Source organism: Klebsiella aerogenes (genome assembly GCA_029027985.1).
In the GTDB taxonomy this organism is placed as follows: domain Bacteria; phylum Pseudomonadota; class Gammaproteobacteria; order Enterobacterales; family Enterobacteriaceae; genus Klebsiella; species Klebsiella aerogenes_A.
In genome coordinates, this window is record CP119076.1 from 4,720,420 (window position 1) to 4,736,724 (window position 16,305).

12 protein-coding genes are annotated in these 16,305 nt (G+C 55.7%); 10 read left to right on the top strand and 2 right to left on the bottom strand.

Features of this window, described 5'->3' with window-relative positions; translation table 11 throughout:
• The first annotated feature begins 151 nt into the window (after positions 1–151).
• A complete protein-coding gene (ppc, locus tag PYR66_22390; protein WEF27973.1) occupies positions 152–2,803 on the top strand; it encodes a phosphoenolpyruvate carboxylase in 2,652 nt (883 codons plus the stop codon).
• Between the two features lie 151 nt (positions 2,804–2,954).
• Here the strand turns inward: ppc and zinT are convergent, their stop codons facing one another.
• Positions 2,955–3,605 carry a metal-binding protein ZinT gene (gene zinT, locus PYR66_22395; protein WEF27974.1) on the bottom strand — a complete coding sequence of 217 codons (651 nt, stop codon included), beginning with the start codon at positions 3,603–3,605 and terminating at the stop codon, positions 2,955–2,957.
• A 147-nt stretch (positions 3,606–3,752) separates the two neighbouring features.
• On the opposite strand from zinT, the gene PYR66_22400 reads away from it, so the two are divergent.
• The 9 genes from PYR66_22400 to nagE all read left to right on the top strand — a co-directional run bounded on the left by PYR66_22400 (position 3,753) and on the right by nagE (position 15,213).
• Complete coding sequence (locus PYR66_22400; protein WEF27975.1) at positions 3,753–4,610, top strand: AraC family transcriptional regulator; 858 nt, start codon at positions 3,753–3,755, stop codon at positions 4,608–4,610.
• Positions 4,611–4,815: 205 nt separating this feature from the next.
• Positions 4,816–5,478, top strand: a complete 663-nt coding sequence (gene fsa, locus PYR66_22405) for a fructose-6-phosphate aldolase (GenBank protein WEF27976.1) — start codon at positions 4,816–4,818, stop codon at positions 5,476–5,478.
• Positions 5,479–5,532: 54 nt separating this feature from the next.
• The gene (locus PYR66_22410) at positions 5,533–6,636 is read left to right on the top strand and encodes a glycerol dehydrogenase (GenBank protein ID WEF27977.1); all 1,104 of its coding nucleotides are present in this window, start codon (positions 5,533–5,535) and stop codon (positions 6,634–6,636) included.
• A gap of 138 nt (positions 6,637–6,774) precedes the next feature.
• Positions 6,775–7,524, top strand: a complete 750-nt coding sequence (locus tag PYR66_22415) for a DeoR/GlpR family DNA-binding transcription regulator (protein WEF27978.1) — start codon at positions 6,775–6,777, stop codon at positions 7,522–7,524.
• A 158-nt stretch (positions 7,525–7,682) separates the two neighbouring features.
• Positions 7,683–10,106, top strand: a complete 2,424-nt coding sequence (locus tag PYR66_22420; protein ID WEF27979.1) for a formate C-acetyltransferase/glycerol dehydratase family glycyl radical enzyme — start codon at positions 7,683–7,685, stop codon at positions 10,104–10,106.
• Between the two features lie 13 nt (positions 10,107–10,119).
• Positions 10,120–11,034: a glycyl-radical enzyme activating protein gene (locus PYR66_22425; protein WEF27980.1), complete on the top strand. Its 915-nt coding sequence runs from the start codon at positions 10,120–10,122 to the stop codon at positions 11,032–11,034.
• A gap of 8 nt (positions 11,035–11,042) precedes the next feature.
• Positions 11,043–11,780, top strand: a complete 738-nt coding sequence (gene nagB, locus PYR66_22430) for a glucosamine-6-phosphate deaminase (GenBank protein ID WEF27981.1) — start codon at positions 11,043–11,045, stop codon at positions 11,778–11,780.
• A gap of 10 nt (positions 11,781–11,790) precedes the next feature.
• The gene (gene nagA / locus PYR66_22435; GenBank protein WEF27982.1) at positions 11,791–12,933 is read left to right on the top strand and encodes an N-acetylglucosamine-6-phosphate deacetylase; all 1,143 of its coding nucleotides are present in this window, start codon (positions 11,791–11,793) and stop codon (positions 12,931–12,933) included.
• Between the two features lie 267 nt (positions 12,934–13,200).
• On the top strand, positions 13,201–15,213 hold the full coding sequence (nagE, locus tag PYR66_22440) for an N-acetylglucosamine-specific PTS transporter subunit IIBC (protein ID WEF27983.1): 2,013 nt from the start codon (positions 13,201–13,203) through the stop codon (positions 15,211–15,213).
• A gap of 44 nt (positions 15,214–15,257) precedes the next feature.
• Here the strand turns inward: nagE and PYR66_22445 are convergent, their stop codons facing one another.
• The gene (locus PYR66_22445) at positions 15,258–16,184 is read right to left on the bottom strand and encodes a DMT family transporter (GenBank protein ID WEF27984.1); all 927 of its coding nucleotides are present in this window, start codon (positions 16,182–16,184) and stop codon (positions 15,258–15,260) included.
• Positions 16,185–16,305: the final 121 nt, after the last annotated feature.

The following is a 16,305-nucleotide window of genomic DNA, read 5'->3' on the forward strand; positions in this document are numbered from 1 at the left end:
TCGCCATTTACTCGTTTGCTGAAGCGATTTCGCAGCAATTGACGTGGGGATATTTACGTGGCTTTATAAAAGACGGGTTGCTTATCCACTGCTCAAATTACGGAGCGCCGGATATAACAAAATAAAATGAGATGGGGGTGTCTGGGGTAACATGAACGAACAATATTCCGCTTTGCGTAGTAATGTCAGTATGCTCGGTAAGGTGCTGGGCGACACCATCAAGGATGCGCTAGGAGAAAACATTCTTGATCGTGTCGAAACTATCCGTAAGTTGTCCAAATCTTCTCGCGCAGGCAATGAAGCCAACCGCCAGGAACTGCTCACCACGCTGCAAAACTTGTCCAACGACGAGCTGCTGCCGGTGGCGCGCGCCTTTAGCCAGTTTCTGAACCTGGCGAATACCGCAGAGCAATACCACAGCATTTCGCCAAAAGGCGAAGCGGCCAGTAATCCTGAAGTGATTGCCCGCACCCTGAGAAAGCTCAAAGACCAACCCAATCTCAACGAAACAATTATTAAACAAGCAGTTGAATCCCTGTCTCTGGAACTAGTGCTGACCGCGCACCCGACCGAAATCACGCGTCGTACGCTGATCCACAAGATGGGTGAAATCAACAACTGCCTGAAGCAGCTCGATAACAACGATATTGCTGACTATGAACGCCATCAGTTCATGCGCCGCCTGCGCCAGCTGATCGCGCAGTCCTGGCATACCGATGAAATTCGTAAGCATCGCCCTTCTCCGGTCGATGAAGCAAAATGGGGCTTCGCCGTCGTAGAAAATAGCCTGTGGGAAGGCGTGCCTGGCTATCTGCGCGAGCTGAACGAACAGCTGGAAGCCAATCTCGGCTATCAGCTGCCGGTTGATTTCGTGCCGGTACGCTTCACCTCATGGATGGGCGGCGACCGTGACGGCAACCCGAACGTCACCGCCGATATCACTCGCCACGTATTGCTGCTCAGCCGCTGGAAAGCGACCGACCTGTTCCTCAAAGACGTACACGTCCTGATCTCTGAGCTGTCGATGGTCGAATGCACCGACGAGCTGCGCGATCTGGCTGGCGCGGAAGGCGCACAAGAGCCGTATCGCTACCTGATGAAAAAACTGCGTACCCAGTTGATGGAAACCCAGGCTTGGCTGGAAGCGCGCCTGAAAGGCCAGAAACTGCCGAAACCGGCGGGGCTGATTACGCAAAATGAACAGCTGTGGGAACCGCTTTACGCCTGTTATCAATCGCTGCAGGCCTGCGGAATGGGCATCATCGCCAACGGCGAGCTGCTCGATACCCTACGCCGGGTGAAGTCTTTCGGCGTACCGCTGGTACGTATCGATATTCGTCAGGAAAGCACCCGCCACACTGAAGCGCTGGGTGAAATGACCCGCTACCTCGGGATCGGTGATTACGAAAGCTGGTCGGAAGCCGACAAGCAGGCCTTCCTGATCCGCGAACTGAATTCCAAACGCCCGCTGCTGCCGCGTCAATGGGAGCCAAGCGAAGAGACCCGCGAAGTCCTCGACACCTGCAAAGTGATCGCCGAAGCGCCGCGCGGATCGATCGCCGCCTACGTGATCTCGATGGCGAAAACACCGTCCGACGTGCTCGCCGTTCATCTACTGCTGAAAGAAGCCGGCATCGGCTTTGCGCTGCCGGTCGCGCCACTGTTTGAAACGCTGGACGACCTCAACAACGCCAATGACGTCATGAGCCAACTGCTGAATATCGACTGGTATCGCGGCTTTATTCAGGGCAAACAGATGGTCATGATCGGCTACTCCGACTCGGCCAAAGATGCTGGCGTGATGGCCGCCTCCTGGGCGCAGTATCAAGCCCAGGACGCGCTGATTAAAACCTGCGAAAAAGCAGGCATCGAACTGACACTGTTCCACGGCCGCGGCGGTTCAATTGGCCGCGGCGGCGCTCCTGCGCACGCGGCGCTGCTCTCGCAACCGCCGGGGAGCCTGAAAGGCGGCCTGCGCGTCACCGAACAGGGCGAGATGATCCGCTTCAAGTACGGCCTGCCGGAAGTGACCATCAGCAGCCTGTCGCTATACACCAGCGCGATTCTGGAAGCCAACCTGCTACCGCCGCCGGAACCAAAACCACAGTGGCGCGAGATCATGGCCGAGTTGTCCGATGTCTCCTGCAAGATGTACCGCGGCTATGTGCGTGAAAACAAAGACTTCGTCCCCTATTTCCGCTCCGCTACCCCGGAACAGGAACTGGGCAAACTGCCGCTTGGCTCACGCCCGGCGAAACGTCGCCCGACCGGCGGCGTCGAGTCCCTGCGCGCTATCCCGTGGATCTTCGCCTGGACCCAGAACCGCCTGATGCTGCCCGCCTGGCTGGGCGCTGGCGCCGCACTACAGAAAGTGGTCGAGGGTGGTAAGCAGAGCGAGCTGGAAAGCATGTGCCGCGACTGGCCGTTCTTCTCTACCCGTCTGGGCATGCTGGAGATGGTCTACTCGAAAGCTGACCTGTGGCTGGCGGAGTATTACGATCAGCGACTGGTGAAACCAGAACTGTGGAAGCTCGGCGAAGAGCTGCGTAAGTTGCTGACCGCCGATATCACCGTGGTGCTGGCCATCGCTAACGATTCCCATCTGATGGCCGACCTGCCGTGGATTGCCGAGTCTATCCAGTTGCGTAACATCTACACCGACCCGCTGAACGTCCTGCAGGCCGAGCTGCTGCACCGCTCGCGTCAGGCCGAAGTGGAAGGCAAGGAACCCGATCCGCGCGTTGAACAAGCGCTGATGGTAACCATCGCCGGCGTCGCGGCAGGTATGCGTAATACCGGCTAATTTGCTTTGAGAAACCGGTAGCCCGGCGCTATCCCCGGAGGCGGCGCGTTGCGTCTGTCCGGGCTACCAGTCCGTAAACGGCAGATTTTGTAGGCCGGGTCAGGCGCTAGCCGCCACCCGGCAAAAATTCGCGCACCATAGCTAAAACAGATTAGTGGTGCAGCATCTCATCCACGATCTGCTCTTTATGCAGCGCATACGGGTAATAGGTCGGCCAGTTATCCATCTCCTTTAGCAGTGCCTCCTGTGATTCATTACCCATAAAAATATGGAAATGCTGCGATTTGCGCGGGCCAATAATATGGTCGCTGAACTGGACGAATTTCGGCGCGTTGGCATCGCCCTGCTGGCACTCAAACAGGTAGCGGACGCCCTTCTTGCCGGAGGCGTAATGCAGGATTTTGTAGCCTGAATAGGTATATTGGCAGCGATTAACGGTTTCGCCGACGTGGAACTCCATCACGTTATCTTCAATACCAATCTGTTCCACATCAGTGGCGTAGCCCTTCTTATAATAAGCGCGGTACGCTTCCACACTTTTAGCGCCTGGCTTTTTCGCTTTCTGCTCCAGCACCGGATCGAGATCGCCGTTCAGTAGATAAGGGTTCACCGACTGCCAGATGCCATCCCAATCGCTTAACGCGCGGTCCTTCACATCATTGTCGGCAAAAATACCTTCGCTGGCTTTACGCTCTATTTCAGTCAACGCCGGGCCATGGCTATGGTTGCCGTGGGCGAAAGTCTGGGCGCTGGCTAGCGCCATGCCGAAGCCAAACGCTAACATGGGGATCTTTCGGGTCATCACTCTCTCCTGAGTTCGATATCAATTGCGACAATTTGTTACGATATAACATAACAATAAAACAAGGCAATAGCGGTAAGCAAGCGCTTTTGTTCCTGGAAAAATGTCCGGTATGATGAAACCCATGGCGCATTTCGCGGGGTGGCAATGGATAATAACATCAGCCAATTTATTGATTTATTGCTAAAAAAACAGAATGGCATCGGTCAGGTTCATTTTGCCGACAAGCCGCGTTTGTCTGCTGAACAGACAGTGCAGGCTGATTCCCCGCGCCTGGCGATCCTCATCGACGGGCAACTTCGCGATCGTGCGCTCGGCGATAACGCCGCTCCGCTTTGCGCGCGCGACGTGTTGTATATCCCAGCCGATAGCTGGAACTGGCCGCAGTGGCAAACGCCCGGCCTGCTGTTAGGCATCCTGTTCGGCAAACAGCAACTGGAGTTCGCGCTGCAGCGCTGGGATGGCGAAACCGCCACGGTGGTCGAAAAGCTGCAGGTGCCGCGTCGCGGGCCGCGGGTTGGTTCATTTCTGCTGCAGGCGCTCAACGAAATACGGATGCAGCCGCAGGAGCAACACACCGCCCGCAGCATTGTCATTAGCCTGCTCAGCCACTGCGCCGATCTGCTCGGCAGCCAGGCGCAAACCTCATCGCGCAGCCAGGCGCTGTTTGACGCGATCCGTCAGCACATCGACACCCATTTTGCTGAACCCTTAAGCCGGGAATCTGTCGCCCAGGCGTTTTATCTCTCCCCTAACTATCTCTCGCACCTGTTCCAGAAATGCGGGCCCATGGGCTTTAACGAATACCTCAATCATGTCCGTCTCGAACAGGCCCGCATGTTGCTGAAGGGCCATGATATGAAAGTCAAAGACATCGCCCACGCCTGCGGCTTCGCCGACAGCAATTACTTCTGCCGCCTGTTTCGCAAGAATACCGAGCGTTCCCCCTCCGAATACCGCCGCCAGTACCACAGCCAGTTGACAGAAAAATCCCCTGCGCCATAAAACTAGATTTTTGTAAGTACCTGTTTTCTGCTTTCATGCTGTTTCAGCCTGGATGTTCCAGCACACGGACAAACGTGATCTAAATCATCCTTAACCGTAATGCGTACATTTATCCAGTTTTTGGCAAATTTGTCATCTGGCGAGCGGGCAAACGAAAGCCGTATCCTTCCCTCAACATCACTGAATGACACATCGAGGAATGGTTATGGAACTCTATCTGGATACCGCGAATGTCGCTGAAGTTGAACGTCTGGCCCGTATTTATCCGCTGGCTGGCGTCACCACCAACCCGAGCATTATCGCTGCTGGCAAAACCCCGGTTTGGGAGGTGCTACCGCGCCTGCAAAACGCCGTCGGCCCGGAAGGGATTCTGTTCGCTCAGACCATGAGCCGCGATGCGCAAGGCATGGTGGAAGAAGCCAAACGCCTGAGCAACGCCGTGCCGGGTATTGTGGTTAAAATTCCGGTAACCGCCGAAGGCCTCGCCGCCATCAAATTGCTGAAAAAAGAAGGTATCCCGACGCTCGGCACCGCCGTCTACAGCGCCTCACAGGGCCTGCTGGCGGCGCTGGCCGGGGCGAAATACGTCGCGCCATACGTCAACCGCGTCGATGCTCAGGGCGGCGACGGCATCCGCATGGTGCAAGAGCTGCAATCCCTGCTGGAAATGCACGCGCCGGACAGCAAAGTGCTGGCCGCCAGCTTCAAAACCCCGCGCCAGGCGCTGGATTGCCTGTTGGCCGGCTGCGAAGCTATCACCCTTCCATTAGACGTAGCGCAACAAATGCTTGGTACGCCCGCGGTAGAGTCAGCCATAGAGAAGTTCGAGCAGGACTGGAATAACGCATTTGGCACGTTGAACCTGTAATCCGATCGTCAGCCGTCGACCGGCGGCTTCCACGGTCATCGAGGAGGAATCGAAATGGATCGCATTATTCAATCACCCGGTAAATACATCCAGGGCGCTGGCGCCATCAAGCGCCTTGGCGAATATCTCAAACCACTGGCCGAACGTTGGCTGATTATCGGCGACACCTTCGTGCTCGGCTTTGCCGAAGCACAGCTGCGTACGAGTCTGAACACCGCAGGCCTGGTGGCCGAGATCGCGCCGTTTGGCGGCGAATGTTCGCAAAATGAAATCAACCGCCTGCGCGATATCGCCGCCAGCGCTCAATGCCATGCGGTGCTCGGCATTGGCGGCGGCAAGACGCTGGATACCGCGAAAGCGCTGGCTCACTATATGCAGCTACCAGTGGTCGTTGCGCCGACCATTGCTTCCACCGATGCGCCATGCAGCGCGTTATCCGTTATCTATACCGACGATGGCGAATTCGAAAGCTATCTGATGCTGCCGCACAATCCCAATATGGTGATTGTCGATACGCAGATCGTCGCGGGCGCGCCGGCTCGCCTGCTGGCCGCCGGGATTGGCGATGCGCTGGCGACCTGGTTTGAAGCCCGCGCCTGCTCACGCAGTGGCGCCATCACCATGGCGGGCGGCAAGTGCACCCAGGCGGCGCTGGCGCTGGCGGAGCTTTGCTATAACACGCTGATTGAAGAAGGCGAAAAAGCCATGCTCGCCGCCGAGCAACATGTCGTCACCCCTGCGCTGGAACGAGTTATCGAAGCCAACACCTACCTGAGTGGCGTCGGCTTTGAAAGCGGCGGGCTGGCGGCGGCGCATGCCATCCATAACGGCCTGACCGCCATTCCGGATGCCCATCACTTCTACCACGGCGAGAAAGTCGCTTTTGGTACGCTGACGCAGCTGGTGCTGGAAAACGCGCCGGTCGAAGAGATAGAGACCGCGGCGGCGCTATGCCACAGCGTTGGTCTGCCCATCACCCTGGCGCAACTCGATATTAAAGGCGATATCCCGGCCAAAATGCGTATGGTGGCGGAAGCCGCCTGCGTCAAAGGCGAAACCATCCACAATATGCCCGGCGGCGCGACCGCCGATCAGGTGTACGCCGCGCTGCTGGTTGCCGATCAGTACGGCCAGCGTTTCCTGCAAGAGTGGGAATAACCTGCCCCGCCACGCCCGGCATCAGCCGGGCGTGTTCTTTCATGTTCCTTTCACTGTCGATTGCCTGCGTATGACATGTGTTTTATAGTGCGATTTTCCTTTGGGCGAATCGTAGTTATGCAATCATCAGATAGAAGAATGAGCATTTACGCCATTCTGCAGCAGGACAAAAAAGTCGTTGTGAACGAGCTGGCCGAAAAATTCGGCGTCACCAAAATGACTATCCGTCGGGATCTGTCATTCTTTGAAAAACAGGGCATCGTCAAAACCACCTACGGCGGCGCCTACCTGACCAGCGGCGCCAGCGTCGAGCCAAGCTTCCAGCTTAAATCCGTGCAGATGGTTGATGACAAGCATCTGATTGGCCGCAAAGCGGCAGAGCTGGTCGAAGACGGCGACACCATCATTATCGATTGCGGCACAACGTTGCTGACGCTCGCGCAATCTATTTTCGATAAGAAGATCATGGTGATAACCAACTCGGTTCCGGTGGTGAATCTGCTGAAGGGGCGAAAGAACATCAAGCTCATCGTCGCGCCAGGCGAATATGAAGATGATACTCAGGGCATGATCTCTTTCAGCACCGCCGAATTTTTCAGCACCATTCATGCCGACAAAGTCTTTATCAGCACTCAGGGCATTAATGGCCATGGCGAGCTCACGGTACCTAAAATGACCGATGCCCACGTCAAACGGGCGCTGCTGCGCGCCGGACGGCAAAAAATCCTCCTCGCTGATAAAAGCAAATTCGAGCAAACCTTCCTCGCCGGCCACGCCCGTCTGGACGATTTTGACGTCGTGATCAGCCAGAATGGCCTCCCTGACAACATCCTTTCCCTGCTCACCGCGCAAAAAACAGAACTGCTGCTGGTCGACGGCACAGCGTAACCCTGCGCCCGGCAACGGGCGTCTGTGCTCTTTTGTTCCCTCCAAATGTTCTTTTTAGATTTATTAATGATAAATAGAACACAAAAGATCACAAACAAATTGACAAAAGAACACCTCAGGCGTGGAATAGGGATAACCACTCCAGAATTGAGGTCTTTATGAACGGATTACTGAGCTTCAAACCTACCAACAACGATTGCGACTTCGCGCGTATCGCTAAAAAACAGGATCAGATGTTCCATCGCGTAGCAACGTTATGCCCGGAACGCGCCGAGATCATCACCGAGTCGTTTAAACGCTCCGAAGGCCAATCCATCGTGATTCGCCGGGCTTTAGCGTTAGCCGATATTCTGGAGAACATGACCATCTACATCGAACCGGACATGCTGATTGTCGGCAATCAGGCGAGCGCCAATTTTGCCGCCCCGGTGTTCCCGGAATTTTCTTTTAACTGGGTTATCGATGAGTTAGACGAATTTGATAAACGCTCCGGCGACAGCTTCCGCGTTTCCGAATCCACCAAAGCCCGTCTGCGCGTCCTGCAGGATGACTGGCAAGGGAAAACGCACCAGGATGAAGTGCTCGCCAATTTGCCGCACATTAACCGCCTGGCGGAAAAACAGGGAGTGCTGCACCGCGGTGGTATCAGCATGTCCGGCGATGGCCACATCATCCCGAATCACGATTTCGTCCTCGAAGTCGGTTACGGCGGCATGCGCGATATTGCCAAACAGCACCTGGAAAATGACGAGAACCTGACCGATGAACAAAGCGATTTCTATCGGGCGGTCATTATCACCATGGAAGCGGCGCTGAACTACTGCAAGCGCTTCTCCGCGTTGGCGGAAACCGAGGCGGCACGCGCTTCTGATAGCAAACGCCGTGATGAACTGTTAGCCATGAGCGACATGTTCGCCCATCTGATGGAAGGTAAAGCCAGAAGCTTCTATGAAGCCGTAGAAACCGTCTACCTCACCCATCTGCTGATGATGATTGAAAGTAACGGCCACTCTTTCTCCTTCGGCCGCTTCGACCAGTACGTCTGGCCGTACTACGAGGCCGATATCAAAGCCGGGAAAATCAGCAAAGAGAAGGCGCTGGAAATCCTGAGCCACTTCTTCATCATGACCAATAGCCTGAACAAGGTTCGCCCGTGGGGCCATACCCAGTACAGCGGCGGCTACCCGCTCTATTCCAACCTGATGGTAGGCGGCATGAAGCCTGACGGCAGCGACGGCACCAACGACCTCTCTTATCTGTCGCTGGAAGCGATGGCGCTGACCGGCCTGCCGGAGCCTAACCTCAGCGTCCGCTTCTCAAAAGATACCCCGCATTCGCTGATGCAGGATTCCGCGAAGCTGATTCGTAAAGGCTTCGGTATGCCGTCTATCTTCTGCGACGAAGTGGTTATCCCGGCCATGATGACGCTGGGCCTGACGGAAGAAGTGGCGCGTGAATATGCCTCGATGGGCTGTGTAGAGACCGCAATCCCAGGCCGTTGGGGCCACCGCGCCACCGGCATGACCTACGTGAACTTCGGTAAAATTCTTGAGCTGGTGATGAACAACGGCTGCGATCCGGCGACCGGCGTACAGCTGGTAAAAATCAACGGCCTCGAAGGTCGCGAGATCAATTACCAGTCTTATGATGAGGTCTGGGCGGCATGGAACCAGCTCCTGGAGTTCTACTCCGATCTGGCGGTAGATTGCGATCGGGTCTGCGACCGCGCGCTGAAATACCACGACGCCGATGCCTTTGCTTCAGCCACGATTAACTGCTCGCTGGAACGCGGTAAAACGCTGAAAAACGGCGGCGCGGAGTATGATTTCGTCAGCTCATCCAACATTGGCCCTTCCGTCGTCGGCGACAGCCTCGCGGCGGTGAAAAAACTGGTCTTCGACGATAAAGTCCTGACGCTAAAACAGCTACGCGACGCTATGGACAGCAACTTTGCAGGTCTGGAAGGTGCTCGCGTGCGCAAACTGTGCCGCAATGCGCCGAAGTTCGGCAACGATATCGACTATGTCGACCATATCGTCGCCGAGGTCTTTGAGTCCTATCTCAAGCTGTTGCCAAAGTATAAAACCGATCGCCACGGTAAGGGGCCGAAAGGCTGCGGTTATACCATGTCGACCTCCAACATCACCTCCTACGTCCCAAACGGCTTTGATGTCGGCGCCACACCGGATGGCCGTCTGGCGACACTGCCGTTGAACGAAGGCGCTTCTCCGTGCCTCGGCGCGGATAAAGAGGGGCCAACGGCGGTGATTAATTCGGTCGCAAAACTGCCGAACCAGAAAATCGCCGGCGGCCAGTTGCTGAACATGAAGTTCACGCCAAGCGCACTGGAAGGCGACGATAATCTGGAGAAATTTACCGCCTTTATGGAAGCCAGCCGCGAGAAAAACATCTTCCATAACCAGTTCAACATCATTGATTCCAATATTCTGCGCGCTGCGAAGGCGAATCCGCAGGATTATCCGAACCTGATGGTGCGCGTCGCCGGGTACTGCGCGTTGTTCTCAACGCTGATGCCGGAAGCGCAGGATGCGATTATCGCGCGTACCGAGTTGAGCTGGTAAGGCAGGAGGCATAATGAGAACTGGCCTGATTTCCCGCATTCAACGCTATTCCACCAAAGATGGCCCAGGGATACGCAGCACCGTCTTTATGCAGCAGTGCAATCTGCGCTGCCAGTGGTGCGCGAATCCGGAAACCATCGGGCCAGGTCATCATGTCTTCTGGTTTAAAGAACGCTGCCGCCAGTGCGGTACCTGCGTACAGGCAGCCAACAACCACGCCATTACCCTTGCCGAACCGGGCAATGGCGTCAATATCGACCGTAAGCATTGCAGCAACCTGCTGGAGATGGTCGATCTCTGCCCCTACGATGGCTATGAGCAAGTCGGCAAAGATATGACCTCCCACCAGTTGGCGGAATTACTGCTGCGCGACAAAACATTTTACGACTCAAGCGACGGCGGCGTGACCTTTTCCGGCGGCGAGCCCGCGCTACAGGCGGAATTCGTGAAAGAAACGGCGCAACTGCTCAAAGCGCAGGGCGTTCATGTGTGCCTGGATACGGCGGGCAATATCCGCTGGGAAAAACTACGCCCGCTGATTGAAACCGTCGATCTGATCTCTTACGACTTCAAAGCTTTCAACCCCGAGACCCACCTCACCTGTACCGGCGTCGACAATCGGCGGATCCTCGAGAATGCCAAAGCGATCGCCTCGATGGGCAAACCGATCCTCGCCCGCATGGTGATCGTACCGACGCGCAACGACGATCCCGAGGATATCCGCCAACGTCTCGACTTTATCCGTCAGCTTGGCCCGGCGGTATTACAGGTTGATATTCTTGAATACCATATTTATGGCATTGGGAAATATCAAAAACTCGGTATGCCCTATTTACTGCACGACATCCCGGCATGCCAGCGTGAAGTCACGGAACAAATTAAACAATACGCTGAAGATATTGGATTAAAAGCCACCATTGGCGGTTAAGGATTAACATGTTGAACTTTATTATTACCGACACCTACGAAAAAATGAGCGCGCTGGCGGCAGAACGCATTACCCTTGCGCTGAATAAAAAACCCAACTTAGTGATGGCCTTGCCTACTGGCGGAACCCCCATCGGCCTGCTCGCCGAAATGAGCAGCCAGGCACAAAACGGCACAGCCGATTTCTCTTGCGCCTTCTCATTTAATATTGATGAATATATTCCACTGCCCAAAGACGACCCGCAAAGCTATTATTATTTTCTGCACCAACACTTTTATCAACATGCCAATATCCCTGGCGAAAATACCTTCGTACCGAACGTATTAGCGCAAGATCTCCATGCTGAATGCACCCGTTACGAGCGCCAGATCCAAAGTCATGGCGATTTCGATATCACCATTCTCGGCATTGGCCATGATGGCCATATCGGCTTCAATGAACCACATGCTACCCATAGCCCAGTGTGTCATATCATCGACCTCAATGACGAGACCATTGCGGCGAACGCCCGCTTCTTCGCCAGTAAAGACGACGTTCCACAGCAGGCCATCACCTTGGGTATGGGAACAATCCTGCGCAGCAAAGAGATCGTCCTGATAGCTAATGGCAAATCAAAGGCCGAGGTCATCAGGCAGTTACACCACTGTACCCGCATTGATCCGCTGTTCCCGGCCTCATTCTTATTGATGCACCAGAACGTCACCATCATCTGCGACCGTGAAGCGGCATCGCTGATTAGCGCATAGAGGCCAACACATGAAGATCCAGAGCGAACGAGTGTGGCTCGCCGGTGGTTTTTATCCGGCGCAAATTACGATGGAGAATGGGCTTATCCGCGATATCACGCCTGGGCTAAGCCCCGGAGTGGATAAGGATTATGGCGCTCGGCGCATTATTCCCGGCCTGATAGATAGCCACGCGCACGGCGCCTGGGATTACGATACCAACGAAAATGACCCGGAGGGGCTGCGCCGCTGGGCCTCGCGCCTACCGGAAGAAGGCGTCACCGCGTTCTGCCCCACCACCGTCACCGACGAAAACACAACCCTGTTGGCCGCGCTGGATAACATTTCCCGCGTGATGGAAGCAGGCCATGCTGGCGCGGAGATCCTCGGCATCCATCTCGAAGGCCCGTTTTTGAGCCAGCAGTATCGCGGCGCACAGCCGGAAAAGCAGATCCGCCCCGCCGACGTCGCGCAATTTCAGGCATTCGAACAGGCCGCACGCGGGCGCATTATCGCCATCACGCTGGCTCCGGAAGAAGATCGCCAATTTGCGCTAACCCGCTACTGCGCGCAAAAAGGGATCGTGGTCAATATAGGCCACTCAAATGCTTCCTTTGAACAAGCGCTGGCGGCGGTCGCTAACGGCGCCAAAAATGTCACCCACGTGTATAACGGCATGGCAAAGTACGTCAACCGCGAACCCGGCTTGCTGGGCGCCGCGCTTAACATTGACGGCCTTTACGGCGAGGTCATTGCCGACGGTATCTTCGTCAGTCTGGTTTCCGCCGCACATCTTTATCGCAGTAAAAACGATAATGATATCATCATGATCAGCGACTCTATGAAGTCTAAAGGCTGCCCGCCGGGCCGCTATATGTTCGGCGGCGAACCGATGGTGCTGGGCGACGACGGCGCGACCCGCCGCGACAACGGCGTACTGGTCGGCAGCACGCTACAGCTCAATCGCGGGTTATATAATATGGTGGAAAGAGCCATGGTGCCCTTTAGCGCCGCATTAAAATCCTGCACGATTAATCCAGCGCGGTTATTAGGCCTTGATAATAGAAAAGGTAAATTACAGCGTGGATTCGACGCCGATATTGTTGTGCTGGAAGATAATTACCAGGTGAATACAACCTATTGCCGCGGCGCTATTGCCTGGTCAATAAATTAATTCTCCCTGAACGTTACGTTTAAATATAGCGGTTGTTGCAAGACAACCGCCTCTTCTTGTTTTTATTATTTATTAATGAATTAGCCTTTTTTAATATTTAATAAAATGCGACATAGCTAACATTAAAGCCTACCTGAAATCCTTTAAAACTAAACCACAATAAAAATGTGGTAATTAAATTTAAATACCCATCGCCATAACAGGTCAGCCACACGATGACGTGATTCATCGCGCGGTTTCAGGATTATTATTTTTAAGGGAATTCACATGAATATTTTGGGTTATCTACAGAAGGTTGGTCGGGCGCTCATGGTGCCGGTCGCGACCCTCCCTGCCGCCGCTATTTTGATGGGCATTGGTTACTGGATCGATCCCAATGGTTGGGGCAGTTCCAACGCACTGGCGGCATTATGTATTCAGTCCGGCTCAGCCATTATCGATAATATGGGCGTGCTGTTTGCCGTCGGGGTGGCTTATGGCATGTCGAAAGATAAAGACGGCGCCGCCGCGCTGGCCGGGTTCGTTGGCTTTCTGGTGCTGACCACGCTCTGTTCGCCAGCAGCCGTCGCCATGATTCAACAGATCCCCGTCGATCAGGTACCCGCAGCGTTCGCTAAGATCAAGAACCAGTTTATCGGCATTCTGGTCGGCATTATCTCCGCCGAACTCTACAACCGCTTTAGCAGCACAGAATTACCGAAAGCGCTCTCCTTCTTCAGCGGACGCCGGCTGGTGCCGATCATTACCTCATTCGCCATGATTGTCGCCGCGTTCATCCTGATGTTTATCTGGCCAGTGGTCTTTAGCGGCCTGGTCAGCTTCGGCGAACATATCCAGAAACTGGGTTCACTGGGCGCCGGGATCTATGCCTTCTTCAACCGCATGCTCATCCCGGTTGGCCTGCATCATGCTCTGAACTCGGTATTCTGGTTCGATGTCGCCGGGATTAACGACATTCCTAACTTCCTCGGCGGCGCGCAGTCTATCGCCTCCGGCAAAGCGGTGGTCGGCATCACCGGCCGCTATCAGGCAGGCTTTTTCCCGGTCATGATGTTTGGCCTGCCGGGCGCGGCGCTGGCGATGTACCAGTGCGCTCGTGCGGAAAACAAAGCTAAAGTGATGGGCATTATGATGGCGGGCGCCTTCGCAGCCTTCTTCACCGGCATTACCGAACCGCTGGAGTTTTCCTTCATGTTTGTGGCGCCGGCGCTGTACGTGATCCACGCTTTTTTAACCGGCGTCTCCGTCTTCATCGCCGCCAGCATGCACTGGATTGCCGGATTCGGTTTTAGCGCCGGTTTGGTTGATATGGTGCTGGCGTCGCGCAACCCACTGGCCACCCATTGGTATCTGTTGATCCCCATGGGATTGGCATACTTTGCGATTTACTATCTGGTTTTCCGCTTCACTATTACCCGCTTCAACCTGCTGACGCCAGGCCGTGAACTGGCCGTATCTGGCAGCAGCGCCGATGGTGAAGACATGAATCTCAGCGCCGGGAAACCACAGGATATCAGCGTGTTGGCCCGTCAGTACGTCGCCGCCATCGGCGGTTCTGACAATCTCACGAACATCGATGCCTGTATCACCCGTCTACGTTTGGGTGTTAAGGATGCGACGCAGGTCAATGAAGCGTTGGCCCGTCGTCTGGGCGCCAGCGGCGTGATTCGCCTCAACGCCACCAACGTGCAGATTATCGTCGGCTTTGTCGCAGAAAAAATCGCGACCGCCATGAAAAATGTCGGCCATGTCGATGCCGCAGAAACGTTGCCCAGCGCGATCGCTCCGGCCAACGCCGGTTCGCGTAAGGCCGCGCATTCATCACGACTCATTGAACTGGTCGCGCCGGTGAGCGGCGAAGTGGTATCGCTAGGACAGGTGCCTGACGAGGCCTTCGCCAGCGGCGCCGTCGGCCATGGCGTCGCCATCCTGCCGAACAGCAATATCGTGGTCGCGCCCGCAGCAGGCACCCTCGTGAAGGTTTTCAATACTCATCACGCTTTCTGTCTTGAGACTGAAGAGGGCGCCGAGATCGTGGTGCATATGGGAATTGATACCGTCGCGCTGGCGGGGCAAGGCTTTACGCAACTGGTCGAAGAAGGCGTCACTGTTGCCGCAGGCCAGCCAATTCTCGAAATGGATCTTCTGTTCCTGGAGGCTAACGTACGCTCAATGGCGAGCCCGGTGATATGTAGCAATATCGAGGAATTCGCCACCCTGGAGATTACCGCGCGGGGTCAGGTGACAGCCGGAGAACCGCTGTACCAGATTAGAGGATAGCCTCAGGAGACAGCGTGGCCGCGCAATGCGGCCACGCTTCACGTTTACTTTTCAACCGCCGCCGACTGATGAATATTGTGTACCTGAGGCTCGCGCTTTTTGAGGCTGATAATCGCCAACGCCGCCACAATCAACACAATACCGCCGCCTTCGACCCATCCCGGATTTTCGCCCAGCAGCCACCAGGAAAACAGCACGCCGCAGACCGGCACCGCCAGGGTGCTCAAGCTGGCGACGCTGGCAGGCAGATTGCGCAGGACAAACAGCCACAGACTCCAGGCCAACGCCGTGGCCAGAATCGCGCTATAGCCCAATGCCCAGAAGACGCCCGGCTGCCAGTCAATACTGCGTTGCGGCACCAGCCACGCCACCACGCTCATCACCAACGCGGCATACAGCATCTGCCAGGCGGTTAACGACAACAAATCGATGCGCGGATAGCGGCGATACATACGTTTGGCGACAATCGCGCTCGCCCCCCAGCTGACGCCAGAGAGGAGCGCCAACAGCGCGCTTTTCATCGAGGAGAAATCCAGCAGCCACGGCTGCAGCACCAGCAGCAGACCGCACGCCGCCAGCCCAATCGCCGCATATTGCAGCCGCCGCATCCGCTCGCCTAAAAACAGCGCCGCCATAATCACCACCCAGAACGGCATGGTGTAGCTCAGAATGGCGACCTTACCGGCGCCGCCACTCATCAGCGCCCATTGCGCCAGGCCGATCATTCCACAGGTTTGCAGCAGCGCGATCGCCAGGGTATAGCCAAACGGCGTCGGGCGCATGCCGCGTCCGCGCAGCGCCAGCACCGCCATCAGCACGATCGCGCCGAAGATGCAGCGTAGCGCGGTGAAATCAAAGGCCCCGATATAGAGGGTGACCTGCTTCATCGCAATCCAGCTATAGCTCCAGATAAGCGTTAGCAGGGCCAGGCCGCAACCGGCCAGAAGATTGCTGTTCCTTGCAACAGTCATAACACATCCACCATCGTTATTTTTGCGGGCACTATACTCGCTTTGTCGATGGGTTGCTTAAAGGCAGAACGAACTTTTGCTGCTAAAAAATGGGGCGACGAATTGCAGTTCGCCGCCCCGG

What these genes read in the sequence shown, in the direction of transcription:
- ppc (WEF27973.1), top strand. Translation starts at nt 152, where the DNA reads ATGAACGAACAATATTCCGCTTTGCGTAGTAATGTCAGTATGCTCGGT.
- zinT (WEF27974.1), bottom strand. Translation starts at nt 3,605, where the DNA reads ATGACCCGAAAGATCCCCATGTTAGCGTTTGGCTTCGGCATGGCGCTA.
- PYR66_22400 (WEF27975.1), top strand. Translation starts at nt 3,753, where the DNA reads ATGGATAATAACATCAGCCAATTTATTGATTTATTGCTAAAAAAACAG.
- fsa (WEF27976.1), top strand. Translation starts at nt 4,816, where the DNA reads ATGGAACTCTATCTGGATACCGCGAATGTCGCTGAAGTTGAACGTCTG.
- PYR66_22410 (WEF27977.1), top strand. Translation starts at nt 5,533, where the DNA reads ATGGATCGCATTATTCAATCACCCGGTAAATACATCCAGGGCGCTGGC.
- PYR66_22415 (WEF27978.1), top strand. Translation starts at nt 6,775, where the DNA reads ATGAGCATTTACGCCATTCTGCAGCAGGACAAAAAAGTCGTTGTGAAC.
- PYR66_22420 (WEF27979.1), top strand. Translation starts at nt 7,683, where the DNA reads ATGAACGGATTACTGAGCTTCAAACCTACCAACAACGATTGCGACTTC.
- PYR66_22425 (WEF27980.1), top strand. Translation starts at nt 10,120, where the DNA reads ATGAGAACTGGCCTGATTTCCCGCATTCAACGCTATTCCACCAAAGAT.
- nagB (WEF27981.1), top strand. Translation starts at nt 11,043, where the DNA reads ATGTTGAACTTTATTATTACCGACACCTACGAAAAAATGAGCGCGCTG.
- nagA (WEF27982.1), top strand. Translation starts at nt 11,791, where the DNA reads ATGAAGATCCAGAGCGAACGAGTGTGGCTCGCCGGTGGTTTTTATCCG.
- nagE (WEF27983.1), top strand. Translation starts at nt 13,201, where the DNA reads ATGAATATTTTGGGTTATCTACAGAAGGTTGGTCGGGCGCTCATGGTG.
- PYR66_22445 (WEF27984.1), bottom strand. Translation starts at nt 16,184, where the DNA reads ATGACTGTTGCAAGGAACAGCAATCTTCTGGCCGGTTGCGGCCTGGCC.